Annotated in this window: 29 protein-coding genes; all 29 read left to right on the top strand. The window is 43.4% G+C overall.

Annotation, left to right across the window (positions count from 1 at the left end; all coding sequences use genetic code 11):
• The first annotated feature begins 2 nt into the window (after nucleotides 1–2).
• The 29 genes from NZ043_RS27815 (at nucleotide 3) to NZ043_RS27675 (ending at nucleotide 26,543) form a co-directional block, all read left to right on the top strand.
• Entirely contained in the window at nucleotides 3–944 is a 942-nt protein-coding gene (locus tag NZ043_RS27815) for a nucleotide-binding protein (protein WP_339309805.1), read from the top strand.
• A gap of 342 nt (nucleotides 945–1,286) precedes the next feature.
• Nucleotides 1,287–2,603, top strand: a complete 1,317-nt coding sequence (locus NZ043_RS27810) for a phage portal protein (RefSeq protein WP_339309804.1) — start codon at nucleotides 1,287–1,289, stop codon at nucleotides 2,601–2,603.
• Nucleotides 2,604–2,692: 89 nt separating this feature from the next.
• Nucleotides 2,693–3,742, top strand: coding sequence for a 3-oxoacyl-ACP reductase (locus NZ043_RS27805; protein WP_339309803.1), 1,050 nt, complete (start codon nucleotides 2,693–2,695; stop codon nucleotides 3,740–3,742).
• A gap of 3 nt (nucleotides 3,743–3,745) precedes the next feature.
• A complete protein-coding gene (locus tag NZ043_RS27800; RefSeq protein ID WP_339309802.1) occupies nucleotides 3,746–4,747 on the top strand; it encodes a hypothetical protein in 1,002 nt (333 codons plus the stop codon).
• Nucleotides 4,748–4,799: 52 nt separating this feature from the next.
• Nucleotides 4,800–5,222 (top strand): hypothetical protein, encoded by a 423-nt coding sequence (locus NZ043_RS27795; protein WP_339309801.1) that lies wholly within the window; start codon nucleotides 4,800–4,802, stop codon nucleotides 5,220–5,222.
• Nucleotides 5,219–5,785 carry a hypothetical protein gene (locus tag NZ043_RS27790; protein ID WP_339309800.1) on the top strand — a complete coding sequence of 189 codons (567 nt, stop codon included), beginning with the start codon at nucleotides 5,219–5,221 and terminating at the stop codon, nucleotides 5,783–5,785. Before NZ043_RS27795 ends, NZ043_RS27790 begins: the two co-directional genes overlap by 4 nt.
• Before the next feature lie 10 nt (nucleotides 5,786–5,795).
• The gene (locus NZ043_RS27785; RefSeq protein WP_339309799.1) at nucleotides 5,796–6,371 is read left to right on the top strand and encodes a hypothetical protein; all 576 of its coding nucleotides are present in this window, start codon (nucleotides 5,796–5,798) and stop codon (nucleotides 6,369–6,371) included.
• Nucleotides 6,368–6,946, top strand: a complete 579-nt coding sequence (locus NZ043_RS27780) for a hypothetical protein (protein WP_339309798.1) — start codon at nucleotides 6,368–6,370, stop codon at nucleotides 6,944–6,946. Before NZ043_RS27785 ends, NZ043_RS27780 begins: the two co-directional genes overlap by 4 nt.
• On the top strand, nucleotides 6,943–7,377 hold the full coding sequence (locus NZ043_RS27775; RefSeq protein WP_339309797.1) for a hypothetical protein: 435 nt from the start codon (nucleotides 6,943–6,945) through the stop codon (nucleotides 7,375–7,377). Before NZ043_RS27780 ends, NZ043_RS27775 begins: the two co-directional genes overlap by 4 nt.
• 9 nt (nucleotides 7,378–7,386) lie before the next feature.
• A complete protein-coding gene (locus tag NZ043_RS27770; RefSeq protein ID WP_339309796.1) occupies nucleotides 7,387–7,593 on the top strand; it encodes a hypothetical protein in 207 nt (68 codons plus the stop codon).
• Nucleotides 7,594–7,621: 28 nt separating this feature from the next.
• Complete coding sequence (locus NZ043_RS27765) at nucleotides 7,622–8,392, top strand: hypothetical protein (protein ID WP_339309795.1); 771 nt, start codon at nucleotides 7,622–7,624, stop codon at nucleotides 8,390–8,392.
• 81 nt (nucleotides 8,393–8,473) lie between these two features.
• On the top strand, nucleotides 8,474–8,854 hold the full coding sequence (locus NZ043_RS27760; protein WP_339309794.1) for a hypothetical protein: 381 nt from the start codon (nucleotides 8,474–8,476) through the stop codon (nucleotides 8,852–8,854).
• A complete protein-coding gene (locus NZ043_RS27755) occupies nucleotides 8,829–9,143 on the top strand; it encodes a hypothetical protein (RefSeq protein WP_339309793.1) in 315 nt (104 codons plus the stop codon). Before NZ043_RS27760 ends, NZ043_RS27755 begins: the two co-directional genes overlap by 26 nt.
• A gap of 12 nt (nucleotides 9,144–9,155) precedes the next feature.
• Nucleotides 9,156–16,058 (top strand): NlpC/P60 family protein, encoded by a 6,903-nt coding sequence (locus tag NZ043_RS27750; RefSeq protein WP_339309792.1) that lies wholly within the window; start codon nucleotides 9,156–9,158, stop codon nucleotides 16,056–16,058.
• On the top strand, nucleotides 16,058–16,615 hold the full coding sequence (locus NZ043_RS27745) for a phage tail domain-containing protein (RefSeq protein WP_339309791.1): 558 nt from the start codon (nucleotides 16,058–16,060) through the stop codon (nucleotides 16,613–16,615). The genes NZ043_RS27750 and NZ043_RS27745 overlap by 1 nt, the downstream gene beginning before the upstream one ends.
• Before the next feature lie 4 nt (nucleotides 16,616–16,619).
• On the top strand, nucleotides 16,620–17,057 hold the full coding sequence (locus NZ043_RS27740) for a hypothetical protein (protein ID WP_339309790.1): 438 nt from the start codon (nucleotides 16,620–16,622) through the stop codon (nucleotides 17,055–17,057).
• Between the two features lie 13 nt (nucleotides 17,058–17,070).
• On the top strand, nucleotides 17,071–18,255 hold the full coding sequence (locus tag NZ043_RS27735; RefSeq protein ID WP_339309789.1) for a tail fiber protein: 1,185 nt from the start codon (nucleotides 17,071–17,073) through the stop codon (nucleotides 18,253–18,255).
• A 12-nt stretch (nucleotides 18,256–18,267) separates the two neighbouring features.
• Complete coding sequence (locus NZ043_RS27730; protein WP_339309788.1) at nucleotides 18,268–18,666, top strand: hypothetical protein; 399 nt, start codon at nucleotides 18,268–18,270, stop codon at nucleotides 18,664–18,666.
• Nucleotides 18,667–18,724: 58 nt separating this feature from the next.
• Nucleotides 18,725–18,856, top strand: a complete 132-nt coding sequence (locus tag NZ043_RS27725) for a hypothetical protein (protein ID WP_339309787.1) — start codon at nucleotides 18,725–18,727, stop codon at nucleotides 18,854–18,856.
• A 108-nt stretch (nucleotides 18,857–18,964) separates the two neighbouring features.
• Nucleotides 18,965–20,107 carry a phage tail protein gene (locus tag NZ043_RS27720; RefSeq protein ID WP_339309786.1) on the top strand — a complete coding sequence of 381 codons (1,143 nt, stop codon included), beginning with the start codon at nucleotides 18,965–18,967 and terminating at the stop codon, nucleotides 20,105–20,107.
• A 128-nt stretch (nucleotides 20,108–20,235) separates the two neighbouring features.
• The gene (locus NZ043_RS27715; protein WP_339312895.1) at nucleotides 20,236–20,766 is read left to right on the top strand and encodes a hypothetical protein; all 531 of its coding nucleotides are present in this window, start codon (nucleotides 20,236–20,238) and stop codon (nucleotides 20,764–20,766) included.
• A gap of 12 nt (nucleotides 20,767–20,778) precedes the next feature.
• The gene (locus NZ043_RS27710; protein WP_339309785.1) at nucleotides 20,779–22,995 is read left to right on the top strand and encodes a phage tail protein; all 2,217 of its coding nucleotides are present in this window, start codon (nucleotides 20,779–20,781) and stop codon (nucleotides 22,993–22,995) included.
• 37 nt (nucleotides 22,996–23,032) lie between these two features.
• Nucleotides 23,033–23,593 carry a copper amine oxidase gene (locus tag NZ043_RS27705; protein WP_339309784.1) on the top strand — a complete coding sequence of 187 codons (561 nt, stop codon included), beginning with the start codon at nucleotides 23,033–23,035 and terminating at the stop codon, nucleotides 23,591–23,593.
• Nucleotides 23,594–23,761: 168 nt separating this feature from the next.
• Nucleotides 23,762–23,956 (top strand): hypothetical protein, encoded by a 195-nt coding sequence (locus NZ043_RS27700; RefSeq protein WP_339312893.1) that lies wholly within the window; start codon nucleotides 23,762–23,764, stop codon nucleotides 23,954–23,956.
• A gap of 40 nt (nucleotides 23,957–23,996) precedes the next feature.
• Complete coding sequence (locus tag NZ043_RS27695; RefSeq protein WP_127549651.1) at nucleotides 23,997–24,386, top strand: hemolysin XhlA family protein; 390 nt, start codon at nucleotides 23,997–23,999, stop codon at nucleotides 24,384–24,386.
• Between the two features lie 2 nt (nucleotides 24,387–24,388).
• Nucleotides 24,389–24,589, top strand: a complete 201-nt coding sequence (locus NZ043_RS27690) for a holin (RefSeq protein WP_339309783.1) — start codon at nucleotides 24,389–24,391, stop codon at nucleotides 24,587–24,589.
• A 65-nt stretch (nucleotides 24,590–24,654) separates the two neighbouring features.
• A complete protein-coding gene (locus NZ043_RS27685; RefSeq protein ID WP_339309782.1) occupies nucleotides 24,655–25,281 on the top strand; it encodes an N-acetylmuramoyl-L-alanine amidase in 627 nt (208 codons plus the stop codon).
• A gap of 119 nt (nucleotides 25,282–25,400) precedes the next feature.
• On the top strand, nucleotides 25,401–25,913 hold the full coding sequence (locus NZ043_RS27680) for a hypothetical protein (RefSeq protein WP_339309781.1): 513 nt from the start codon (nucleotides 25,401–25,403) through the stop codon (nucleotides 25,911–25,913).
• A gap of 69 nt (nucleotides 25,914–25,982) precedes the next feature.
• Nucleotides 25,983–26,543 (top strand): hypothetical protein, encoded by a 561-nt coding sequence (locus tag NZ043_RS27675; protein WP_339309780.1) that lies wholly within the window; start codon nucleotides 25,983–25,985, stop codon nucleotides 26,541–26,543.
• The last annotated feature ends 100 nt before the right edge of the window (nucleotides 26,544–26,643 follow it).

The raw sequence follows: 26,643 nt of genomic DNA, 5'->3' as shown, positions 1-26,643 counted from the left end.
TTATGAAACCAAAAATATTTATTGGTTCTTCTGTAGAAACAAGAAAAATAGCATATGCTATACAAGAAAACTTGGAGTATGATGCCGAATGCACAGTGTGGACACAAGGTGTATTTGAATTATCCACGACTGCATTAAGCAGCTTGATAAGGCAAGTACATTTAACTGATTTCGCAATATTTGTTTTTGGACCAGATGACGTTACGCAAATTAGAAAACAGGAAAAATCGACTGTAAGAGATAATGTTATTTTTGAAACAGGACTCTTTATCGGTGGCATTGGTGTTGAAAGAGTATATTTTGTATCGCCGTCTGATAACAGTGATCTACACTTACCATCCGACTTGTTAGGGATTTCTTCAGGTAGATATGATAGTTCTCGTCAAGATTATACTGCTGCTCTCGGTACGTTCAGTAACCAAGTTCGCAAAAAAATAGAGGAATTGGGATTCCTCAGGAATCACGTTGTGAAGGAAGATAACATTCAGAATTCAAGCGTACCAGAAAAGGGATTTGAATATACGGATAGTCACGTTGCTTTGGATAGAGCTGTATATCTGAAAATAAAAGTGTATCTACCAATCGGTGGTTCTATTCAGTTTATAAGAGATAATAACTTCTCAGGCTCGTTTAAAAGAGAGCACATTAATGATCTTAAAAACTTTCATTACGAAGGAGACAATCCAGAGTTAGAATTCGTTAATCCGGAACTGGAAGGTATAAGGGTTGAATTATCAAACAGCATTGAGAGGTTTTTGTACCTAATAGCAAAAAACACTTGGGCAGAATCTGATACAGCATATGCAAGCATTCCACAGGAATGGGAAGAGACAAATCCAGGACGTTATCAAAGAGTTCTAGATTCAATCCATCAAACTTGTAATGACATTTGTAAGGCATATGATCAATTAATCAGAAGATCCAAAATTATTCTTGCAGTATAAAAACGTAATGGGTAAATCCTACTGTTTGATTAATTTAGTTTGACAAATATCCGTAGTAGATGTGTATTGTTTAGCTGATATTATTAATCCATAGAAGTATGACAAAAGAGAGAAGGCAGGAAAATTTTCCTGACCTTCTCTCTTTGTTCTACTACAAGTCCAACCATTCAGCTATCTCAAGACCCTTAAGATATTCTTCAGTGAGTTTTAAGAAAGCTGAATAGTCAGTTAGTAACAGATACATTAGTTCATTTTCAGTCATCTGTATCACCTCCTCTCAATGTAAGTATTACCAATCTACATTTTTTTCATGCCTATTCTATTAAGAAAGGAGGAAAATAATTGGGTGTAAGATCATGGTTTATAGGCTGGCTTGAAGCAGGAAGAACGAAAAAAGAACCTGATAGAATGACAGAGAGTTATCCTTTGCCTTACGGAGTTATGATGCGTAAAGGTAATAACCAGCCAGCACCTAAACGGACTCCAACGAATTTGAGGAAGCTTTCGGAGTCACCGATCCCGAGAAGGGCAATCAACGTTATCAAGAACGGAATTACAAAGCTGAACTGGTCTGTGACAACTATTGATGAGAATAAGAGCGAGAAGTATCGCGAGTTATGCAAGATCATTGAACGATCTCTATTGAAGCCAAACCCAGGTGACTCATTCCGTTCGTGGATTGAGCAGCTTGTGGAGGACATGCTTGTTTGCAGTGCGGGTTCATCTGAGATTCTTCGGGCAGGAGATCCACTCAGGCCGTTTAGGATGTATCCTGTTGATTCGTTCTCTGTAGACTTGTATCCGGAATGGGATGGTAAATCGACTTCGTACAGGTATGCTCAGAGGGTTAACGGTCAACATATCCATCTGAAATCTTCTGAACTTATGTATATACGTATGAATCCAAGGAGCAATACACCATTTGGCCTTTCTCCACTTGAGATAGTGTGGGAATCGGTTGAGATGTTTATTTCAGCTCATCGATCAGCAGGGAAACAAACATCTAATGCAGGAAGGCGTAAGCTGATCAACCTTGGTAAAAATGCAAATGCTGAAGCGGTGAAAGCATTTCGCTCTTATTGGGAAAATGAAGTCATGGGTAGAGGAGTTGATCCGATCATAGGGGGCGAGAATCCAAGTGTTCTTGATCTTGGGGCTACCGATGACAAAGCATTGTTCCTTGAATGGCAGCGTTTCTTGATTGAAATCGTGGCTATCTCCTTTGATATATCGCCCAAAAAGCTTGGACAGACCAAGGATGTTAATAGAAGCACAGCCGATAGCGAGGATGAAGACACTGAGGATACCGTCCAATCTATATCTGAGAATATTGTCGAACATATAAACAATCATATCATTGACGGTATTTTTGGAATGGGTGGCGTTCTTGAATTCAAATTCCATTATGAAACTTCCTTGAAAGATCGAAAGCTCAAGGCGGATATTGATGCAATCTATTTGGATCGTCGAGTCATAACACCGGATGAGGTTCGTGATGAACAAGCCAAGAAGGCATTGCCTAACGGTCACGGTGAGGTATTGCTTGTTCCGGGCAAGACAACTGTAGTAAACCTGAATGACCCCGCCGGAGGACAACCGCAATCCAAAGAACCCACCAGTGACCCTCCACCAAACACAACTGAAGAGGATGAACCTTAACACCGCTTAAATGAGCCGGTGTTTTTTTGTTTTTCAAAGAGAGATAGTGAGCGAGAGCTCCAATTCCGTGGGAGGGGGTGAGAAGTTAAATGCTCAAAACATTGAAAATGAGTAATCAACGAATGCGTGTACAGGACTTTAAATTGTCTGATGAAAGTGGGCATCCGAACAAAGTCCCTTTCAAGTGTGCGCTATTTGCTGTTGATCAGCCGAGCGATGGATCACCGCACGGTGCTGGAGGAAAGAAGATCAGAATTTCATCAAGCGTATGCGATCAGTACTTACAAACGTTTGTAGGTATGGCTCTCAACATTGATTATGTAAACGGAATGGCAGACCACGAGCCTCGTTTTAAGGTGGCCTTCATCGAAAAAGCATCACGGAGCATGGATGGATATGCATGGATAGAGGGTTTTATCTATGGCAAAGACTTTCCGGACGTGGTTGCAACCATTCGTTATTACAACGGGCTGGCTAAGGAATACAACTGGAGTGAATATCAATTCGGCGCATCTCTTGAAATGGAAGCATCTGTACAGAATGCATCCGATGACGAGAACGTGCTTGATGTGATCGAGTTTTGCGGAACGGGGGCAGCAATCTTATTCGCTGATGCCGCTGCATATAAAACAACGAGCTTTGCAGCTCGAAATACAACAAAAGGACAGGGGGATGTCGAAATGACACCGGAACAAGCGAAAGCGATGGAAGATGCTATGAAGACATTACAAGAAAGTATGGCGACGATTACAGCCAGTGTGCAAAGTGTTGTGACAGAGGTCGGGTCTATTAAAACCGAAGTTACAAATATGAAGGCATCGAAGGAAGAGGATGAGCAAAAGACGGCAGAGGAACAAGCCGCTGCTGATCTGAAAGCAGCTCAAGACAAAGCAACTGCATTGGAGAAAGAATTAAAAGAGTTGAAAGCTGCAGCTACACCTCCGGGTGAACCAGAACGAAAAACAATTAGCGCTACTTCATTGCTCTCCAAATACGGCGCTAACCTTTCTGGAAGCGAAGATGGGACTGATTATAAAACCTTCTGTGCTTCAGTTGATGCCCTGAACCTTTCGTCCTCTGAATCATTCAAATTAAAAATGCAGGCAAAAGCACAATTTGCCCAGAAAGAGAGCGTGTAATATATGAACAGCCGCGTAGGGCAAGCTCAATTCGTTGATATCGCAGCAGCAACTCAATTCCAAGGACCAGGTGCTCTGATTACGGATGATTATCAAAAAGAAATTACAGACATTCTTCGCCGGAAGTCGGTGTTGGATGGACGAATCAATTACGTACCAGCTACAGGTGATATCTCAACGTACTATGAACAAAACACTGTAAACGGCGGTGATTTCATCGATCCTCGTAATCCATCGGCTACAGCAACAAGCAATGATCGTACGCCACATGGTGTGAAGATCAAGGCTTTAACGAATCAGGTCAACTTCGGGCATTACGATGTTACTCTCGGACAACAGCAAAATAACTTCCCGGAACTGAAAGCGAAGGATCTCGATGACATGCTAAATGGTATTGCATTGACACATGGTAAAGCTCTATGGCGTGGAAATGACACTGCATTGGCTGTTCCTACCACTAGACAATACATGGGCATTCCAAGTCAGATCACAAATACGTTCACAGTAGGTGTTGGAGCATCGATTGTTGCTGCTATTCGCGCAAAAGTTGCCGCAATGGTAGGAAGCGAGAAATATGAAGTACTACCGACAGCGATCTACATTCACCCAATCGGTCATTATCACATGACTGAGGAAGTGCGTTTGGCTGTAGAAAGCGGAAAAATGTCTGATCCGTTTGGTAAAACAGTTGTGGCGGGTCTTGAGGTTCCCACTATCATGACAGCGGCTGGTTTGTTACCGATCATCCCTGAGCCGTTTATGCCTTCTAAAGCAAACGAGACTAACACAGGCAATACGGATTACGGTATCGCCATTGTTACCGAATCCATGATTGAGTATCACTATGTTGGAGAGAAAGGCATGTTCCTGTTCGAACTTGGAACAACAAGCAACTTGCTTGAACAATACGTTGGGGTGAAATATGGTGCGCCGGTTGCCAAAGGTCCAAGTTACGCTCACGCGTACGGAACTATCGAGCGTCCTACAATTGCTGCTGTAGGTTAATCAAGTTCAAGGCGGCCCAGAAGGGCCGTCTTGCAGAAAGGAGAATGACTTCGTGGCAAAATCGAATTTGGACAGATTGAAGGATGCTATTTCTGCTGCTATTCAACTGTTATCCCAAACGAAAGCCGGAGATGATCCGGGGCAGTATCCAATCGCTGCTGTTGAAGCTTTCCAGAGTGCCATCAAAGAAGCTGAATTATTGGCAGCAACTGATGGTGCTGAACCGAGTCAATTCGAAGTTGGGAATAACGTGCTGAATGAAGCACGAGAAGCTTTTATATCCAGCAAGGTTGTTGAAGCGCCAAAAGAAGATAAACCGGATGTTGTTGAATTGACTTTGATCGGCACGCCAAGCCAGTGTAAAGGCTCGCATTCTATCCATTTCAACAGTGGGATTGTGACATTCCAGGAAGGAAAGACATTTGTTCCAATCGCACTAGGAAATACGCTCATTAAAGCTGGTTATGCGAAATGAGCCGTTACCTCGAAGTTACCGATATCGATTATGTTCCTGCCGGTGTCAAACTAACAGAACCTTTGATCATTCGTGCATCAGCAATCATTGACGGCAGATGCAAGCGAGAGATTGGAGTAAAGACATACACTGAACGAATACCCCTCACTGATTCTCAGCGGGGGCACTTGTCGTATTATCCTGTACTTGATCTGCTGAGTGCAAAAGGGAGGCCGACACAGGGTGCATTCGGAAACTTCTTTGGTTCTCCTGAATTCGAACCGATCGATAACCTGAACATTATTGATGTGGACAAGGAAATCGGTTCAGTGTGGTGCGGACAATCTCCTTTTGGTTCTCCATACAAAGAGGTGGAAGTGAGTTACACGAGTGGTTGGGAAATCATACCGGATAAAGTGAAGGTGGCTTGCGGATTGCTTATTGGACAGATGGCTACTAATCCTAACTCTAATGTAAAGTCGAAGAAGGATTTCGATTACAGCATTGAGTATTTTGGAAATAACATGATCACACCGGAGATTGCCGATTTGTTGTCAGAGTTCGAACTCCGTTCATTTAGGTAGGTGAAGGTAAATGTTCTATGAGTTCTCTCACCGTCACACTGCTTGTACAGTTGATGAAAAAGAGGAATCGGTCATTCTGTCTCGTGAAACAAAAGCAACGACTGTAATGGGCAAAGAATACGTGTACAATGGACTCTTTTCACCTGATTCACTGGTTGAAAGGGGTTCTTTGGTTCGGACAGATGATTCATTCTTAGTCCAGACACTTCGAAATACGGTTGATACTGACAAATACTGTTCTTTAATCAAAACGAACGTTACCATCGAAGTCCAAAGGTACATGCAGGAGTACGATGCGAATGACAATCCAAAGGGCAAACCTGAGTTTGTACCTGTTGCCGCTGAAGTTATTGGGTTTGCTCAACAAGTGTCTGCTCAGCTCAAGCAAGAAGATCCTGGTCTTTTACCGACAACTTCACTGGTTCTTCTATCGCAGACTAATGTTGATGTCAGGGAACCGAGTGACCCAGCATTGGTAAGTCCAGACCGCATCGTGATTGCTGGCAAGAAATATCAAGTGGATGTGGTGGATCTCATCAAGTATCCGAATCTGCTGCACATTCAGTTGTGCGAGGACAGGCGATGATTGCTGGATATGACGCTGAACGTGCAGCGAAGGACTTGGAAAATAAGCTGGCTGTTGAAATTACAGGTCAAACGAAAATCATTATGCTTACTGCAAAGACTGGTATCAGGTATTATCCGGCTGTCAGAGAAAGCCTGGCAATGCACATGACTGTGCTTGCGAACCAGATGATATCAGGAGACATCACTGCAGATTACTGGCAAGCTTGGCTTGAGCAATTCGGTAAAGGCTCACTTATGGCTGGACCGAGCCAAAACCCGGGTTTAGTCAGCTACATGAACAGTGAGGCGTGGAACAAGTTGAGGTCAAAGGGTAGCCGAGTTGTTGTAGGCCGGGGTAGAGGTACTTACCGAGCTATCGATGGCACAATTAAAAAGTCCAAAGGCGGATACGCGGGTGTAGATTTGGAGGAGTTGGCAGAACGTGGGGACCTTGATCCTTCGTTCAAAGCCACTCCTCCTACTTATTTCATGCGTATAGCTCTGGAATCCAATCGTGATCGGATATTAAACGGAATTAGTCGTGTTCTTACAGAGTTTCCATATCATCGTTACTTCAGGGAGGTGAGAGATTGAGTCTTCAATTGTTGGATGCAGTTCAGCACGCGCTTAAAGGTGATACCGAACTCATGGAGTTACTTGAGCTTGACTCATCTTCACCTTCCGTGGAGGTAGCGAAGAGATTGACAAAGGGGATGGAACCTGAAATCACTGTAAGTCATGAAACGGTTCCTCATATCTGCCAATATGTGATGCCAGGGCGCTTTTCTCCAAATCAATTAGTCTTCGAAGGAAAGTTTTGCTTAGATTTTTATGCTGGTACTGGTTATGCGGCGAAGCTGCTCTTTGAACGAGCTTTTCGTATTTTGCACGATAAACGGATAACGATGCCAGGTTGGGCGACATACCTTTGTGTACTGACTTATGATGCTGATTTTGCAACAGGCATACAAGGTGTCAAAGGATATAAGGCCATTTTTGATGTTGATTATCTCCGGATGAATTGAGGTGAGGATATGTCTGAAAAACAAACTGAAGTAACAGATAACAAACCGGAACTTAAGGAAGAATTTCCTGAGCTAGAGAAGTTGATCCGAGAAAAGATTCGTCTTGCACAAAAACTCGGATTGATGGATGGCAAGGAACCGATTGAAGGATATGAAAACACGAAGGAATACAAACGAATTGAAGAGATTGATGCACGGCTCTGGGAGCTTGTCTAATCAACTCTATACCCAAGGAGGATAAAATATGAGACCACTCGTTTTTGATGGCGTAGGAACAATCGTAGCCCGTAATTTGGATAACACAATTAAGTACGTTGAGGACAAGGTAACAAAGGTTACGTTACAACTGCAATTTGACTGGCAGGCCGTCATGGGCGGGGACAGTGGATATGCATTCCATTACACAGCAGGGGATCTACAAGACAAAGTTAGCATTGAAGTACCACGTTACTCCGCGGCAATCGCTGATATGTCTCAAGGTGGTAAAACAGAGAAGAAAGAAATTGTGTTTGACGAAACAGAAACAGCCTTTCTGAAGAATGGCGAATACAAACTAGCCTTCGGAGAAACCTTGGTAGCGGACAGTGACGAGGTCTATCTCAAGGACCCGGATACCGATGCATTGACTCAACTTACCCGTGTTGCATCAACGCCGACCGATCAACAATACACGATCACTGCTGAGGGAGTGATTGAATCTACCATGGCAAATAATGATAAAGAGCTTCTTGTTACCTACAAGTGGTCTAACCAAGGAACAGAAACTTCATTCGATGGAACTCGTCGCCCAACAGCGTTCAAATTCACGCACAGATTTAAACTGATCGATGATAAAACGAACAACGAGATTCAATGTCAGCTCACTATTTACAAAGCCTTGGGCGGTGGTACGCTTGATGTATCACAGGAGCGTAAGAAAGCCAATACCTCCACCATGGATCTGCAAGTCATGGAGCCTGAGCGCACACCAGATAACCCGAATGGTCATGCAATGACTATCAAGTTCGGAATTTAAACCATCACACTCAACCCTGCCGGTAATCGGTGGGGTTCTTTTTTTGGTAAAAACCACTTTTCAATTAAAAGGAGAATGAACATGAGCGAAATTGAACAAGCAGTTGAAACCCAAGAAGAGAAAACGTTGGACCAGACTTTAAACATTGGCAGCACCGTACGTTTGGCTGAAGGTATCCAAAAGACTATCAAGGTCGGGACAATAAAGTTGATCCGGGAAGTACGGCAGCATGCGAAGAACCTCAGGGGTATTCGTTTTAGTTATGTAATTGGACGTGATCCCATTGAAGCAACGCAAGTTGGTGAGCAGGATATTCCAGCCATTGATTGTCCATCTATTGAGCAGGCGTATCAAAAAGCGTTCGATCTGATCTTTGTTGAGGGTCTAACGGATGAAGAATATGAGCAAGTGGACATGGAGGGCATCCAGGCATTGGATGATGTTTTGGACCGATTTCTATAAGGAGTCTTTTCCTCCAGATACTGATTCCGATGACGATGATGAGGATTCGGGGGATGTTGAAGTAGATCAACCAGGAACGGACTGGATGGGGCTATGGGCACTCTGTATCAGCAATGGAATATCTGATACAGAGTGGCCTAATATGACCATACCTAAAATCCGAGCACTGATGAATGAAAAACAACGGTCTCGTGAATTCGAAATTACTCTTCATGGCGGTTCGGTTGAAAACAAAAAGCCGAAGAAAGCAAAATACTTATCCGATCTTGGTTTCTTCCAGCCAAGGTAGGAAGGAGGCAATATGGCAGAAGGTACAAATAGAGATGTCGTTGCTGCGCGGATTAATCTAGATACAGGCAAAGTCCTGCAGTCTTTCAAAAACATCGATACTGGAGCGCGAGGAAACGCAGATGCATTTAAGGTCTTGAATGCTGAACTATCAACCGCTGAGAAATCATACAAGAATATAACTTCAGCAATGGATAAAATGGCTTTAACCTCGGATCAGCGCCGTCAGAAGATAATAGCCGAATATGAAGCTCAACAAAAGCAAAAACTTGCTCAAACTGCTTTGCTCGGTGCCAGGGCTCAACAGATCGAGCAAACTAACCGCTTGATAGATACTAAAATGCAGGCGCAACAAGCCTTGATTAAGAGAAGAAATCAACAGATTGAGCAGTCTGAACGTGAGCATCAACAAAAGATGCAGATTCTTCAAAATCGTTCAGTTAAATCGGGACAAGAGGCTGCGAAAGCAACCGGTACGGGTACAGACGAGCGCACGCGGGAACGTGTTCTGCAAGAGGAACAGAAGATACGTGTTGCTCTTACAGAACGCCAGCGAAAAGAAGAAGCTCTCCGGGAAAAAGTGTTGCAAGAGGAACAGCGGATTCGACAAGCTTTGTCTCAAACTGAACAGCAAACCAAACGGATGGGGTCCACAATGGATGCCGTCTCTAAAAGTTGGATTGGTAGCTTAGGTGACATGGCTACACACGCAGTCGTATTCCACACGATGTACAAGGCAATGCATGAAGTCACTCAAGCCATGAAAGAGGGCTTGGTGGATATTGAATCCAACATGGCGGGGTACGTCCAGACCAACGAACACTATTTTGTTCATTTTGAAGATGGAACGAACAAGATGGTTATGGATACACAAAAGCTCAACCGTGAGACGAAAGCTTTCATTCAAACGGCCCATGAACTTGGATCAAACATTCTGGATGTTACGGAATCAGCTCGTCTCTGGGGCCGGATGTACAAAGATGTTAACGTTGTTCAAGAGCTTGTGCGTCAATCTACCAAGTTGTCCACGGTGGACATGGTTGAGCTTGAGGACGCTACCAAGTCCATGGAATCTGTAATGTCTCAATATGGAGTTCATATCACCAATGCCAATGAAGCTATGGTTATTGGTAACAGGGTCTTAGACTCCTGGTCTAAGGTTGCACACGATACAATGGCACCGGCGCGTGATCTTGGGGCTGCATTCCAACGTACTGGTAAAATAGCCGCTGAAACAGGCGTATCATTCGATGTAATGAACGGTCTGATTTCCTCAGGTGTGCGGAACACTGCCTTATCCGGGGAGAACTTGGGTAACATGTGGAAAACGGTCCTTGGTACAATACGGACGGATAAAGCGGTGGATGAGATTGAACGACTTGGTGTGAAAACCAAGGAAGTTGTTGATGGGGTAGAACAGTGGCGGAAGGCCGAGGACATCCTATTAGATTTGTCCATTCAGGTGACAGACAAAAACTATGACCTCACACAATCCTATGCGGATATTTCTCGTGGGGTATACCAGTATGCAAAACTTGCCGCATCGCTTAACGTGGGGGATATCTTGCTGGGAACTGCTGCGTCTGTTGGCTCTTCCGGATCTACAATGCAGTATCTGACCGTTCAAATGGATACGATCCAACGCAAGGCAGCTCAAACCAGAACTTCACTACTTGAAATCTTTAACACTGCTGGCGAAGATGGATTGCGCCAGATGATTAAAGATGTATTAGACGGAATTGACCAACTTTTAATCGGCCTAACAAAAATCCCTACAGGAGTATACGCAGCCGCCGCAGGGTTGAGCGGTTTGTTGCTGGCATATAAAGCCCTCAGCGGTCCGATTACGTCTGTAATTGCGGCAATTCAAGTACTGAATGCTGCCAAAGCGCAAGAAACTGTTTCAACGGTCGCAAGTACAACTGCAACAGCAGTTAATTCAGCAGCAAATACGGTTAATATCGTTTCCAGCGAAGGTGTAACTATCTCCACAGTTCAACAGACTGCCGCAAGGGAAGCACAAGCTGTAGCGACCACCACGGCAACAGTGGCAACCGGTGCATTGAGCAGGGCACAGGCTGCTGCTACGGTGACCATGGCGGCGGCAACTGCGGGACTATCTCTGCTGGTCGGAGCTATTGCTATTTTTGCGATGAAAAGTGGGGAAGCCGAAAAAGCAGAACGTGATCGGATTCAGATGATGAAGGACAACGATTCAGCGAGTCAACAAATGATTAGTCAGTATCAACGTCAGATTGATTTGTTGCCGAAGATGGTCAACGCTCATAATTCCTTAAAAGCGATGATTGATGGCGGAACGCTATCCACAAGTAAACAGGAACAGGCGAAACGTCAACTGGAAGAGATATCTAAGGCTCTGGCGATGACTATAGGTAAAGAAGGATTGGCACAGCTTGAAGCAGCGGGGTTCACGGATGAGGCGACTCAAACACAAATTTCTGCGCTTAATTCGCTCATTGATAAGCAAAGGGAAGCCAGAAAAGCTGTATTAGAAGATCAGAAAAACGGTTTACAGAACCAAATGAATGAAAACATCACAGCTATTGAAAAAACGAAGGAGAAGATAGAGACTCTTGAAAATAGTTTGATCGCTGGCGGTGTGGAGTTTATGAAGAACATTTTCAGTTTCAAAAGCGTGGTCGAATCATCCAACCAACTGGAGAATTTACAATTGAAACTGGGCTCTTTAGAGACCAAAAATCGCGAACTTGAAGCATCATTAAGTGATGCGAATGTTCAGATGCAACAAATGACAGTTGAATCTGTTGAAGCTCAAAAGGAGTCAGATGCTTTAGCCGGAATAAACGGTAAGGCTTCGGATACGATTGAAGAACTGACCGAAAAACTGGTTGAGCAGACCAAGGCTTTGAGAGAATCCGTTCAAGCGAGTATTTCTTCTGTTTCTGAGCTGAATCAAGTTGCGGACACACTCTCCAAAGGACAGTCTTTAAGTGCATCTGCTGTAGCAGACTTGATTTTGAAATATCCTGAATTAGCTTCTCAGATACGAAAAACAACGGATGGTTGGATATTTGAAGGTCAAATTCTAGAAAAATTGAGGCAAGCAAAAATCAAGAAAGCCATTGATGATCTGAAGGCTGAGAGGGATTCAACACGAAGCGTTGCGATGGAAAGTTTAAAACGAATTCAATTTTATGGACAAGAGTTTGAGTCTATCTCAACCTTTGCTGAAGCGCGCGAGAAAATTAAAGATATTGATAAAGAAATCACCGAGGAGCAGAAGAAGAATGCTTCTGAATTGAATAGCACGCAGCTTATGAATCAAGGCATAGCTAATTTTCTTCAACAAAAGGCAAATGAGCAACTTGAAGCTAAAAAACAAAAACTTAATGAGTTAAATGATGTCGTTAAAAAATATGCTGGTCAACTACAATTAAGTAATGACCAGATCGAAGCCATGACTAAGCTTCTGGAAGATGACACTTACGGGGTAGAAGACAATAACAAGGCCAAAAAAGAAACCGTAGAGATTATGACGGACTTACAGAAGGCGATTGAAGGCTACAACAAGTCACTTGAAAAGCTGGATTCTCAGCAAAAACGCGTCGCGAAGTCATCCAAAGAATATCTGGATATTCTCGCCCAGAAACGTGCTGCTTTGCTGGAGGAACAGAAGCTTTACGAGCAAGGATACGACGATCCGTCGCAACTCGTATCATCACAAGCAGAAATAACAACAAGCGGGTCACCGTCTTCAGATATTACTAGAATGCTATCCACTGCTGTAGATCTGGCAAACTCCGGTGTGATGAGATATAAGAAAATAGGCGGTGAATTTACCGGTTCGTTTGATGACTTCAAACAACGAGCCTATTCAGATTGTTCGCAGTTTGTGCAGGAGATGTTTGAAACAATCGGAGTACAGGTACCACGTACCGCAGCTCAACAAGCTAAAGTGGGAACTGCGGTATCAAAGAAAAATCTTCAAGTTGGAGATCTTGTGTTCTTCAATACGAATGGCAAAGACAACTCACATGTTGGTATTTATATGGGTGATAGCAAGTTTATTCAAATGGGGGAATCCGGATTAAAGGTTTCGGATTTGAATAGCAGCTACTGGGCACCGAAATACAACGGAGCAACTCGTATTCCTGGGCTTTCGACAGATGTTGCCTACCCGACATCCACTATTTCTCAAACAACCTCTGGCGGAGTGGCATATGCCGGTAAATACGCTTCTGAGATTAATGCTGCTGCCAATCAATTTAATGTCGATCCGTATCTAGTTGCCGCTGTGATTCAACGTGAATCCTCGTTCGGAGCCAAAGGAATTACTAATGTCATGCAAGTCAATGGCATGAACAATTCAACCGTTAAACAAAGTATAGATGCTGGTACGAAGATGCTCTCTGAGCTATTGAAGAAATCAGGTGGAGATGTCGCCATGGCTCTTGGCGGTTACAACATGGGCGCTGGTATCATTGACTGGTTTAAAAAATCAGGTGGATACAATTTAGCGGATATGAAAGCTTACTCAGCTAAGTATGACAAAGTTTATGCTGGTGACGGATACGGAGATGTAGGGTATGTAGATAAAGTGTTGGCTGATTATTCTCCACAAAAGTCCAGTACAACTACACAACCTACACAGAAGCAATTGAAGGATGCAAAAAACACTGCTGATAGCGAACTGCTTCGGATTAGTGATGAACTTTATAATATTGATGTTTCGGAACTGGAGAGTAAACTCGGAATTAAAGATATGAAAGTCTCTGACAAAGAGTTGGCTTTGAAACAATCTGAATTACGACAGAAGAATATGAAGAAAGATTCAAAAGAGTACAAAGCTGAATATGAGTTGCAGTTGAAACTCAAAACAGAAATCCAGAAACTGATGCAGGAGCAGCGTCAGATGATCGAACAATCCGGGCTGAAATCAGATGAGTTGACTAATAAGCGGCGAAGCCTGACTGAGAAAATCGGGGATGTGCAGTCCGAGAAAGAAGACATGAAGGATCAGTATGCCAGCGACCAATTTGATACCGCACAGGCCAATATGGAAGCTCGTGTTGAACGCATGCGTCAACAAGGCCGTTCTGAGATGGAAATGACCAAGACGCAGCTTCAGTTTTATCAAGGACAACTCAAAAATACTGCTCTAACTGAGGAACAGCGTGTTGAATCAGCTAAACAAGTGTATGACTTGACGAACAAGATTACGGATCTGAAATTTAAAAATTCAACCAATTGGATTGATAAACAAACGGATCAGATGGAACGTCAAGGTAAGTCTGAGATTGAGATTTATCAAATGCAGGCTGAGGCATACAACCGGATGCGAAACGATACCACGCTAAAAGCAGAACAACGAGCTGAAGCTGAGAAAATGTATCAAGATACTTCCAAGAAACTGATTTCGTCTAGGTACGAGTACTCGGAAAAGTGGATTACCAAAGAAGCTACGAAGATGGAAATGTCCGGTGCTCAAAAAGTTGACATCATGAAGTGGGAGCTTCAAGAGTTTCTGAAGATGCAAGCTGATAAGACGATGTCTTCTGAACAGCTATGGGATCTAGAACAGAAAATATATAAGCAGCGTAATGATCTGGATAAGGAGTACTATTCTGCTGCTGAGAAACGAATTAATCACTTGAAGGCGATCGGTGAAATGACTACCGAACAAGAACTTGCCGAATATATGAAACTTCAAGCTTCTTACCTGGTAGGAAGCGATCAACGGATGGATGCAGATGAGAAGGTCTACGATCTAAAGAAAAAACTTATGGACGAAATGACCAAAGCTGTATCCGAATCGGTAACCAAGCAGAAAAAGTTACTGGACAATGCGAGGGATGAGGAGATTAAACGTATCCAGGCAGAGAAGGATGCTTTCACTTCGGCTCAAGAGGCCAAAATCAAAGCCATTGATGATCTGATTCAAGCCATGGAGCGAAGTAACGATCAGGATGACTATGAGAGATTGCGTGCGGAGAAAGTAGCACGTCTGGAAAAACTTCAGTCTGCTGTTGGACCAGAAGGTATTGAAGAGCGGAAACAGGTTCAGAAGGATATCGAGGATATGGATCGTGAACACGGGCGCAAGCTTGCGAAACAAGCGCTTGAGGATCAGAAAACGGCATTGCAAGAGGAAAAAACAACTCGCGAAAAAGATTTTGACGATAAAATCCAAGATGCTAAATCACATTACGATAATCTGTCAGCAGCCTTTGATGAATTTTCTTCAAATACTGAACTATCTGCTGAAAACCTGAAAAACATTCAGGTACTGAAGGAGAGTGAGAAAAACGAAACGCTCCTTGGGATGCTTGATGTGTTTGTTTTAGAATACCAGAATCGCCTTGATCAGATTGCTGCGGCAAGTGCTTCACTTGGAGTTACTGATGTCTCTGGGGGAGCTTTGGCTCCAGGCACCGCTTCGAAGGACTCTTCATATCAAAAGGAAATTGATCTTTACACCTATAACGCTAACAAGGATGCTTGGGATGCAGCTAAAGCTCGTGGCGATGCTGAAACCATGCGAATCCTTCAAGAACAAAACGAGGCCATTCGTAAGAAATATGGAATCGATAAAGATACAGGTAAACTCCAGCATTTTAGTGAAGGGGGAGTAGTCAAAGGTCCTCGTGGTGCGGCTGTTCCAGTTATTGCGCACGCTGGAGAAGCTATCCTTAATGACCGACAACAGGATTCGTTGTTTAATCTCCTAAACATACGAATGCACAGACTAGACTTCACAATGCCTGAATTCTCAGTTCCACAAGGTTCAAACGGAGTAAATCCGGAGAGAACCGGTAGTCAAATCGTAATTCAATCAGGAGATACTTATATCGCGGACGAATCGACTGCGAAGGTCTTCTGGAGTGAACGCGATAATTTGATGCGGAGGATGCAGGCAAGAGGAGGTAAGGGATAATGATCAATGCTACTGCTGACGGAAAGTCTTTTCGAGAGATTGGGCTTGGCCTGAAGAAGCACAACATCCCGGTGTTGCCACCGACGAGGGACTACAGTCTTGAAATTGCAGGACGGGATGGAGAGATCGATTTTGGTAGCACCTACGGTCCAAGAGTATTTAACCTGGAGTGTATCGTTATGGCAGACGATGCTTCCCTTGACTATCATAGAAGAGTCGCCCAAGTGGCGGCTCTTTTTAATGCTAAAAAAGGGGATATCGTATTCACTTTCGACGATTTGCCAGGAAGAAGATACATCGGAAGATATGCCGGTACTCTTGATATTGAAAAGATTCTTTTCGACGGGGAACTGACAATTCCAATCAAAATGGGCAAACATCCCTTTCCGGAAAGCGATGAAAACATGCTGGAAGAAACTATTACTCATTCTCCAGAAAAGATCAAAGTAATTTCTTTGGGGGATGAGCGAGCAAGTCCAGTGATTGTTTTAACCAACACAGGTTCCACAACAATTCAAAAGTTCAAGATTCAGAATGAATACTTGTTAGAGGGGTGATCTGATGAACATTAGTAAATATTTAGCGACCAAACAACTGAATGTAACAGCAAGAGGGGAAAAATTCACATTCCCAGACAGGCTATATGTCGCTCTCTATAATTCCGATCCGACCTGGAATGATACGGGGCAAGAGGTGTCCGGTGGAGGTTACGGCAGGCAGGTACTTACCTTTGCTGAACCGGCTCAGATTTCAGTTCAAGAGTTTCACCCAGTTACCGGGGTCTTGAGCAATATACAAAAGATGGCCATCAAATCTGCGGCAGATGTAGCCTTTGCAGTAGCGACAGCAAATTGGGGCACAGTTACACATTTTGGACTGCGGGATGCTGTTACAGGTGGAAACCTTTATTATTTCGGAACGCTCGAAACACCACGAAGCATTTTGAACAATGACATTTTCAAATTCCTGACGGGTCAAGTTGAGATCAGATTGAACTAGGGAGGTATAAACGATGCTAGAAACCATGTATCCAGCTGCGGTCAACAGCAAGCAAACAGAGCTGGCAGAAGCCATTGACGATACTCAAACAAGTTTTACGGTACTGGATGGATCTGTTCTACCACCTGCGCCTAACCTGATCACTCTGGGAACGGATGAATCAGCCGAAACGGTACTTTATACAGAGAAAACTGGAAACGAGATTACAGGAGTAACGAGAGGATTTGAGAGTGGGGCAGTTTCGTGGGCAGCAGGAACAAAGCTAGCAAGATTCTTCACTGCGCATGATCATGATACATTTCGGGAAAACATTGCTGATCTTGACCAACGACTGAGCGATATCGTGATACCTCCTGCATCTTTGACAGAACAGGGAATTGTCATGCTTTCGAATTCTACAACAGGCAACAGGGATGATGTAGCTGCTACAGAGTCGGCAGTAGCTGAGGCTTTTCAGTATGGGGTTGAGCGTAAAGCGGAAGTGGTTGCCGCGCTTAACTCCATAGGTGTATCGGCATCCACAAGTGATTCCTGGGACTCACTCATTGCTAAGATGTCCGGGGTGATCCGGGCGACGGGAACAGCGGCGGTATCGCAGGTTCTGGCTGGGGCAACGTTCAGTAACGCAACAGGTAATAACCGGACAGGGACTATGGTTAACAACGGTGCAGGCGGGACGGTAACTCCAGGTACAACCAACCAAACAAAAGCGGCTGGATACTATAGTAGCGCAATGACGATATTGGGTAGTGCAAATTTGTTAGCTGCGAATATTAAGAACGGCGTAAATATATTTGGCGTTATTGGTACATTAAACGAGGGTGTGAGATATGCGTCTGGTACATCGTCATTCTCGACCACCTCTGTCCTATTTAGAAAAACAACTACCGAGATGGCTTATGCTTATGTATTGGAAGTTAACGGTTTAGCTTTCAAACCTAAGATGATTGTCATCACGATGGAGGCTGCGGTGGGATTGACTAGTGGCTCGGGTGCATATCCGCAAAGTACCGTGTACACTGAAAGACCGATACGGACATCAGGGGCCTACTCAGGCATGTCCACCGTCACGATGACAAACGGCGATAGGTTTTATGTTGAAGGGGAATACGCTTTTGTGAGCGCTACAGGATTTCGATTGCCGATTTATGTGACGCATACTAACTACAACTTAACTTGGTATGCATTCGATATTTAAGGAGGTTCAGCAATGGAGATAGGCAGAAAAGTTTATTACGAAAAAGGAACCGGAAATGTGATATGGGTTACCAGTGAACGGTCCGGGCTAGTCACTGAGACAACAGCAGAACAAGACTTTGCTTTCTATTCAGAATTGGCCGGACGCGTTCCTGAAACGGTAGGCTTGTTGCAATTGGAATTCGATGATTACGCGGCTGATTATGATGCTGGTGGTCAAATCACTCGGATTGATCTGGAGACAATAGAACCATTGTTTACGTATCCTGATCCAACCGATCCAGAGACGCCGCAGGAGCCACGTTCAGCACTCAGTAAACAGGTGGATCAGTTAGCGGCAGAAAGCAATGCAAACCAACTGGCACTCATGGAACTTCATATGATGCTGCTTGGCGAGATGCCAGATGCGTAATAATCTCGGCAGGCTGCTGATCCGTTGGGCCGTATCTCTCATGAGAGGGGGTGACACCATGTTAGCTGTATACGTAATGATGATTCATAAGGGCTTGATCAAGTTGGAGCAAGTGCCAGTAGGTAGCCGGGATAAAGTGGCTGCTGTATTGGAAGTGGCAGAGATGGACGAAAACGGAAATATCGTGTAACAGGCGTTCCAATTATGGAGCGCTATTTTTATGTCTGATTTCAGACCATTTAACAACTTACGAGCTATGTCGTATAGACCTAATAACAACAAAATGGAGGAATTAATAATGCCAATTGAAACGAATCGTTTAAAACTGCCCCTACCTTTGGGGAATGAGAGTGTGAGTCGTGTTGGGATCAATAATATCTTTGAGAAGATCGATGAGGGTGTTGCAACACGAGAAGAAGTAGAAGAACTTCGCCAATCCGTAAGCGAGATGGACATTCCAGACGCATCACTGACTGAAAAAGGTAAAGTGCAGTTATCGAGCAAAACAAACGGGAACAGAGAAGATGTTGCTGCTACTGAAAAGGCAGTTGGACTGGCTTTTCAAGCTGGAGTTGAGCGAAAAGCGGAAGTGGTTGCCGCGCTCAACTCCATAGGTGTATCGGCATCCACATCAGAATCATGGGATTCCCTAATTAACAAGTTGGCAGGAGTAGTAAGAGCTAAAGGGAATGCTGACCCTTCTGATGTACGCGCGGGAAAAAGCTTCTCTAATTCGAATCAAGTTGATATTGTAGGGACTTTGCTAGAACAGACAACAGATACATTGACAATTACGCCAGGGGTGAATACCAAAACGAATCCTCCTGGGATTTACGGCGGCGACATTATCGTCGCGGGGGAGCCAAATTTGGTTCCTGGGAATATTGTCAAGGGGGTTAAGATATTTGATGTTGAGGGGACATATAATCCAACTGATGTAATTCAATGGGGTGCTGGTAACAAACTTATTCAGGGTGCAACAAGGACGGAAACTTTCTATCAGGTATACCCACTATCCGAAACTGGAATTAATATTCTTTACTCAACCGACTACCTTGAGTTAACAGGTGCTGTCGGGGGTGGGTCTAATCTCCAATCATACTTACACCTGGCATATCAAAAAAGCAATAATGTATGGCAGTCCCTAGTCGTATTAGATGGTACAGGGTTTAGTGTTTCAAACTCAGGTGGGACAGGTACAGCCAACTATGTTCAATATATTAACGCATTGGTCATTGACCCCCAAAATGGATACATGACATACCAAAGGTCAACATCCAAAACATTATCTAACTTCTCACCAGTAGTGAAAAACTTCCCAACTACTAACTTAAAAAACCTATCGATTGTTATGAGCATAAGTACAACGGTACCGCACGCTAATACCCTAATGAAATTATACCAGAGTGGTATAACCACACTATCACGCGTGTTCACATAGGAGGTCAATGATGAATATTGTCACACACTACGGTACTAGTAAGGATAACGTTAAAGTAAGGCGTACCTAAATGGTGCGCTTTTATTATGCCCTCTGGAGTGGTCAGGGGGCTTTTCCTTTTGAAAGGGGTGAAGGCCATGTTTAACAGAGGGGCTTTTAACCGCATGGCCTTTAACCGCCAAATATCCGTATTCGTCTTTGGCCGGGCAGTTGCTGACATATCAGGATCTGCCGTAGCTGCTGCAACGATGGAAATGACGGGTTCGGCGGTTATGGATGTCAATGCGGGAGCGACAGGGGATTTTGTCCGAGAAATTTCGTTTGCGGCGGTTATGGATGTGGCTGCTGGCACAAAGGCAGATTTCATTCGAGAGATTACCAAACGAGCTATCATGAATGTCGGTTTTGGAGCAGTAGCCAAAGGGAGTCGGTACCATGTGGAATTCCTTGAATTCACCGGACCTTTCAAACCAGGTGATCAAGTTGTTATCGATGCCAATTCGTACAAGATAACTCAAAATGGAGTGAATGCTTCACATTTACTTGAAGGAGATTTCTTTGATTTAAACCTTGGAGAAAACAATCTCACATGGACAGATCCTGAAACAGGTAGAAACGTTCTGATCCGTGTTACACATAGAGACAAATTCCTGTATTGATCGGGGTGAATCATGCCTAATCCAACAATGAAAGTATTCGATAAGAACATCCGACGTGTAGGAACGTTGGTTGATAGTTCAGATATACAACGAAGAAGACGTATTAACAGTGACTATGAGGTAACATTTATGGTCCCAATGACCTCAGATGATTACCGCGAAAAAATAGCAATCAAAGGCCACGTTCAAGATGAGCGTGGCCAATTTTATGTTATTCAGTCTAGAAGCCGGTCCCGTGAAGGTCGTAAACTCATGGCTTCGATCTATTGTAATCATGTCATGTTCAAGCTTAATGACTTCAAGTTTCCCTATACCTCGTACATTGATGAAGCTTATGGCGTACATCTCAATGAACTTACGGAGTTGATTACAAAAGCTACAGGTGGGAGATTTACTTTTGTTATCCACGATACGTTTGATCTACATGACGTTAAGGATTTTGGAAGAGGAACATGTCTTGAAGCCCTGAATAAAATCATTGATATGTATGAATGCGAGGTAGAACCCGACAATTTCGTGATCAACCTCAAGAAGAGAATCGGAAATGATCACGGATTGCAATACCGGCTCAAAAAGAATATCGTATCCTCCTCCTTCAAGGACAAAGGTGAATCTCTCGTCACTAGAATGTATGCACAGATGAAAGATGGTCGGACATTCATTGGTATGGATGCATCCTTATTGACTGACCTGGAGCGTAGTCTACTATCAAGCGTACCTGGAACAATTGTGAATGGAAAGCTGGCGGTCAATTATCTCATATCTCCTTTTGCACAGTACTGGGCGAGTGATTCGGTTCCATTTTACGATGGAGAGATCATCGAACAGGATATTGAGGAAGCAGAGGACTTGCTGAGGGCTACACGTAAAGCGTTGCTTGAACAGGAAGTTGTTTCATTGGAAGCGACCATATCGACAGCAGACTTGTTCAAAATCGATCACACCGAACCCAAGCCTCATTTGGGTGATGATGTCATGTGTATTGACCCTGATATGGGAATGAACCGCCTAAAAGCCCGAATCACAGAACTCACAGAGTATCCATACAGTTTAGACAAGCATGCTGAACCGACGATCTCCAATATTAATTTAAGAGATTACGATGATATTATCAGTGACCTGGAACGAAATAAGAATATCACAAACAACCTGTTTTCAAACGGGAAGATCCGGACGGATGTCTTTGAATCATTCGCTAAGCAAGCGGTCATTGACATCAACAACAGCAAAACCGAACTGATCTATCCACCAGAAGGTGGGATACTTGCTCAAGAGAAAACGAATCCTCTGGAACAAGTCAGATTGACTTCTAAAGGGATAGGGATATCGACAGATGGCTGGAAATCGATACGAGCAGCAATCACAGCACGGGGAGTTGTGGCGGAGCAAGTAGTAGGTCAACTCGGTAACTTTGTCTCCATGCTGATCGGTAACGGTGAGGACATTGTACAGATCAATACAAACGGTATTGCAGCAGGAGCATCGTCATTTAATAGTGCGCCTTTCCGTTTAAACATGAAGGGCGATTTGATTGCGAATAGCTTAACCGCTAACTATGCCAACATTGAGTACTCCAACTTTAAAAACGGGGCAATCGTTGGTTCATCAATAAATGTAGGCAATGGGATGTTCACAGTTACTTCAGGAGGGATTATGTCCGCAGTAGGTGCGAACTTCTCTGGCTCTATAACGGCCTCTACTGTAACAGGAACAAATATCAATGGTGGTACAATTACTGGGGCATTGATCCGTTCGGCAGCAACTGGTAGACGAATAGAGCAAGACTCCCAAGGATTTCGTTCGTATGATGCTGGTAATAGAGTTCGAATTCAAATCGCTACTACTGAAGATGCTACTGCGGCGGCAATTATTTGGAGGGACACGAACGGATCTTCTGTCGGGGAGATTAATTCATATCAATCGAGCGGACAACTTTCTATTATTAGTAATAATTTATTTCTTGGCTCTAATAACTCCGGCAATCCAATTAGGCTCCAAGGAGCTGTTACATTTAGCGGGGCAGCAACGTTCAATTCTGGTGCAACAGGATTAACTATTTCAAGTGTGACAGGTCTTCAAGCGCAATTAACATCGTTACAATCGCAAATTTCAAGCCTGACATCTGCTTTCAATACTCATACTCATTCCGTGACTACAGCTAACCACAATCACGGCAATCCGCAAAACCAAACATCTGGTGGTGGAACCTTTACGACTTCGACCCCGTAGGGTAATATAGGAAAAAAGAACCAACGGAGGTAGAGTCATGAAAAAGTTTGCACATAAGGTTGCATATATTGCTGGCGGCATTATCATAGGTATTGTTTTTTCGACATCGGCCGGTGCATTTGCTGATCAGGTCAAATCACTTGTTGGAAAAAAGGTTACGGGTGAATACACAATCATTGTAGATGGTAAAAAATTATCAGACAAAGGAGCTCTTATTGATAGCAAGGCAAACGTGCCTGCTCGTGCTTTGTCTGAAGCATTGGGAGCTGATGTATCTGTGAGTGGTAAAATAATTACTATTACGTCTGAAAATTCTATCCCAGTCGGTACAGAAGAGACATCTCCTGTTTCTAATACCTATTCGGGTAAGTCAAAAGCATATCTTGAGTCAATGCAGAATGAATATAAAACCAAAATAATCCCACCTATTGTACAAGGCAGAAATGATGTTGTAAAAGGATTGGAGGAAGTCCGCAAGAGCGAAAATGTAGAAGCGATAGCCAAATGGGAAAAGTCTCTTTCTGAATATGATGCTGAGATAGCGAAATATGAAGCAGAACTAAAACTAATTGCTGAAGCATTACTTACTGCTAAATAGAATAAGTCTCTGAGGGTCCGTTATCGACGGACTCTTTTTTTTGTTTCTGTGACTATAAATCCGTAGCCACTCCGTAACAAAGATAAAAGATAATAAATACATGAAGCCCTATTCCTTAATTGGAAGGGGCTTATTTTCGTATAGAGAGGAGGAAAGGTCTTGGCAAAGATGACACATACACTCCAAGTTGAATTGGATTTGAATAAACCGGTTGAAGAATTGACCCAAGTAATCTCTGCGGTTCTTAGCTCGCATCCACTTAATCAAAAAGAGATTCTGACAGCTTTAGATTTGGAGATTGGGAATGCACTGGCAGCAATTGAGATTCAAGAACAAAAAGAATGCACAAAGACAATTGAATAGGGCAGGAAACATTTCCTGAACAGAGAGATGGGGGAAAACGATGGAAGCCATACCAGGAGGTGTGAATGACATGCAGGATGTGAACACGATTGTTGATTTAAAGGTCCAACTAGCTCGGATTGAGGAAGCGTTGAAACCTTTGGCTGCTTTGGCTCCAGGCGTAGCTGAAGTCAGAGAAATAGCCAAGGAAGCATTGCAGGCGGTCCAACAAATGACTCTTCGAATTGTTGAGATCGAATCCGCTCTGAAGAAGACAGCCGATGTTGCTCATGATGCAAAGCGCGATGCAGCAGATGCATTGTCGCGTTTAAATAAGCATGACGAGGACCAAAAGTGGTTGAAACGTACCGTGTACGGAGCGGCTTTAACTGGAGTGACTGGACTTATTGTTGCGGCTGTATGGGCCGGAATTAAGTTAGGGGGAATGTAATTATGACAAATAAATGGTGGCAAGCAGCAGGCGTTCGAGCTATCAAAACAGGGGCCCAGGTAGCAATTGGTGTTATCGGTGCAACTACTGTATTCACAGCAGTGGACTGGCGTGTAGTGGGGGGAACAGTCGTATTATCGGTAATCACTAGTCTACTCACAAGTTTGGCTGGGTTGCCAGAAGTAAGCAAAGGAGATGAATAGTAATGCAGTACCGTAAAGACCACATACCGAGATCCACGACAAATAGTCGCCGTTCGGGGATTTCTATGAACCCGAAAACGATCACCATTCATAATACGGGGAATGCCAATAGCTCGGCCGCCAATGAGCGTGCCTGGCTCACTAACCCTACCAATGTTCGTCAGGCCAGTTATCACATTGTTGTGGACGAGAAAGAAGCAGTTGAATGTATTCCGCTCAATGAGAATGCTTGGCATGCTGGAGACGGCAGCGGTGCTACTTCGGGAAACCGGACATCGATCAGTTTAGAAATCTGCGAGTCAGGCGACTACGCTCAGACCTTGGAGAATGCTACGGAGCTGGTGGCGAAGATGTTGGAGGAGCGTGGGTGGGGTGTGGATCGGCTGAGGCGCCACTTTGACTGGTCCGGTAAGATATGCCCACGTCTGATGTATGATGACGGCAAATGGACAGGCTGGTCTCTCTTCAAGGCTGCTGTGAATGTGAAGCTGGGGCAGATCGATAAACAGAAGGAGGATGAGGCTGCTATGGATAAGGCAACTGTTATTGTGAATGGGAAGAAGATCAAAGATGGTGTGTTGATCAAGGGGGAAACGTTTGTGCCGCTGCGTGCAGTGGGAGAATCTATTGGTGCTAAGATCGGCTGGGACAACAAAAGCAAAACGGCTACGCTAAGTACGTCAAAATACTGAGCAATGCGAATCTTTTTTTGGCTGAAAAGGTACGAGGTTAGTATCGTACCTTTTCTTAAATTTACAACTTGCACGGATATTGGTATTATCAAGAAGAAAAGAAGGAAGGAGGAGAAATCATGTTATCAGAAAAAGCGGTGATGTCTCTTACTGAGGGATTGTCTATCCTAAATGAAGAGATAAAAAAAGAAAAATCTACAATGGATATATTATGGAGGACTGTTCAATATCAGACTTCTAGACTTCATAGCAACTCACAGCCACTCGAAGAGGTATTAGATTCAATTTATGGACCTCCTGTAGGAGACGCAATTGAAATATTGATTTCAAACGAAGATAAAGATGGAGATTTAAAAGAGTACATAGTAGAAAACAAATCTTATTACCTGTCCTTAAGAGAAAACTTTCAATATGCATACTTAGCATCAGTAAGAAGTTATAATATCTCACCCTATGCATTGATGAACGTAGAATCTGTAACTGCTGATCAAAATTTATTTCGGTTTATGAGAGTTGACGGCTCATATATGGATTTAGATCTAGATGTTTCATCATTTATGAATCTTAATAATTTAACTATAATTGAAATGCTTTTGGTCTACAGAGAAGAGGCTACATCTTCTAGATTCTAAAAAAGGTATTCTAAATTATCTTGAGGGTTTAAACAAGCACGTAACTAAATTTCTAAACGAGGAATCGAAATGAGTGACCCTTTATTCAATAACGTTCCGATTGATCTGGAGCAGAGAAGAAAAACTAAGAGGTCAAATGGTCATTCAGCCCAAGAGAACGACGATATTCTAAAGAATATTGATTCTTTTTATTTTGATGTGGCTAAACATAATGTAAGCGACCCAGGAATGGCTGAAATAAGGCAAGGGTATTTACAAACCGCATTTACTTACCCGCAAAATAGTAATGGAAAAGAAGGTGATAGCATGGATGAGTCTAATAAATGGACCCTTGACCACTTAACCCGTGATGCCCGTGAGCGTGAAGAAAGGTATTATAAGGATGCTCAGGAGAGGGAAAAGCGCTATCGTGAAGACATGCTTGAACAGGATCGCAGATGGAGACAGGAGTCTAAAGAGCGTGAAGATCGCCTTTTATCAGCTATAAATGATATGAAGTCAGATCTACGTTCCGATTTCAAAGATGTTAAAGATGAAGCCAAAACAACAAAATTTACTGTTATAGGTCTCACTATTTCGGTAATATTGGGTGTAGCTGCTATGGTAGTTGCTGTTGTTCTCGCCAAATAATCAAAAGTAAAATAATAATTCTGGTATTATAATCTAAATCCGGAAGAATCGGTAAAAGGACCTCACTGGCTATGGAGCAGGTGAGGTTCTTTTTAATTTA

It is taken from the genome of Paenibacillus sp. FSL k6-2145 (genome assembly GCF_037976585.1).
Taxonomy (GTDB): Bacteria; Bacillota; Bacilli; order Paenibacillales; family Paenibacillaceae; genus Paenibacillus.
Note: the sequence above shows the minus strand (reverse complement) of the source record. Positions and strands in the feature narration are given on the sequence as shown.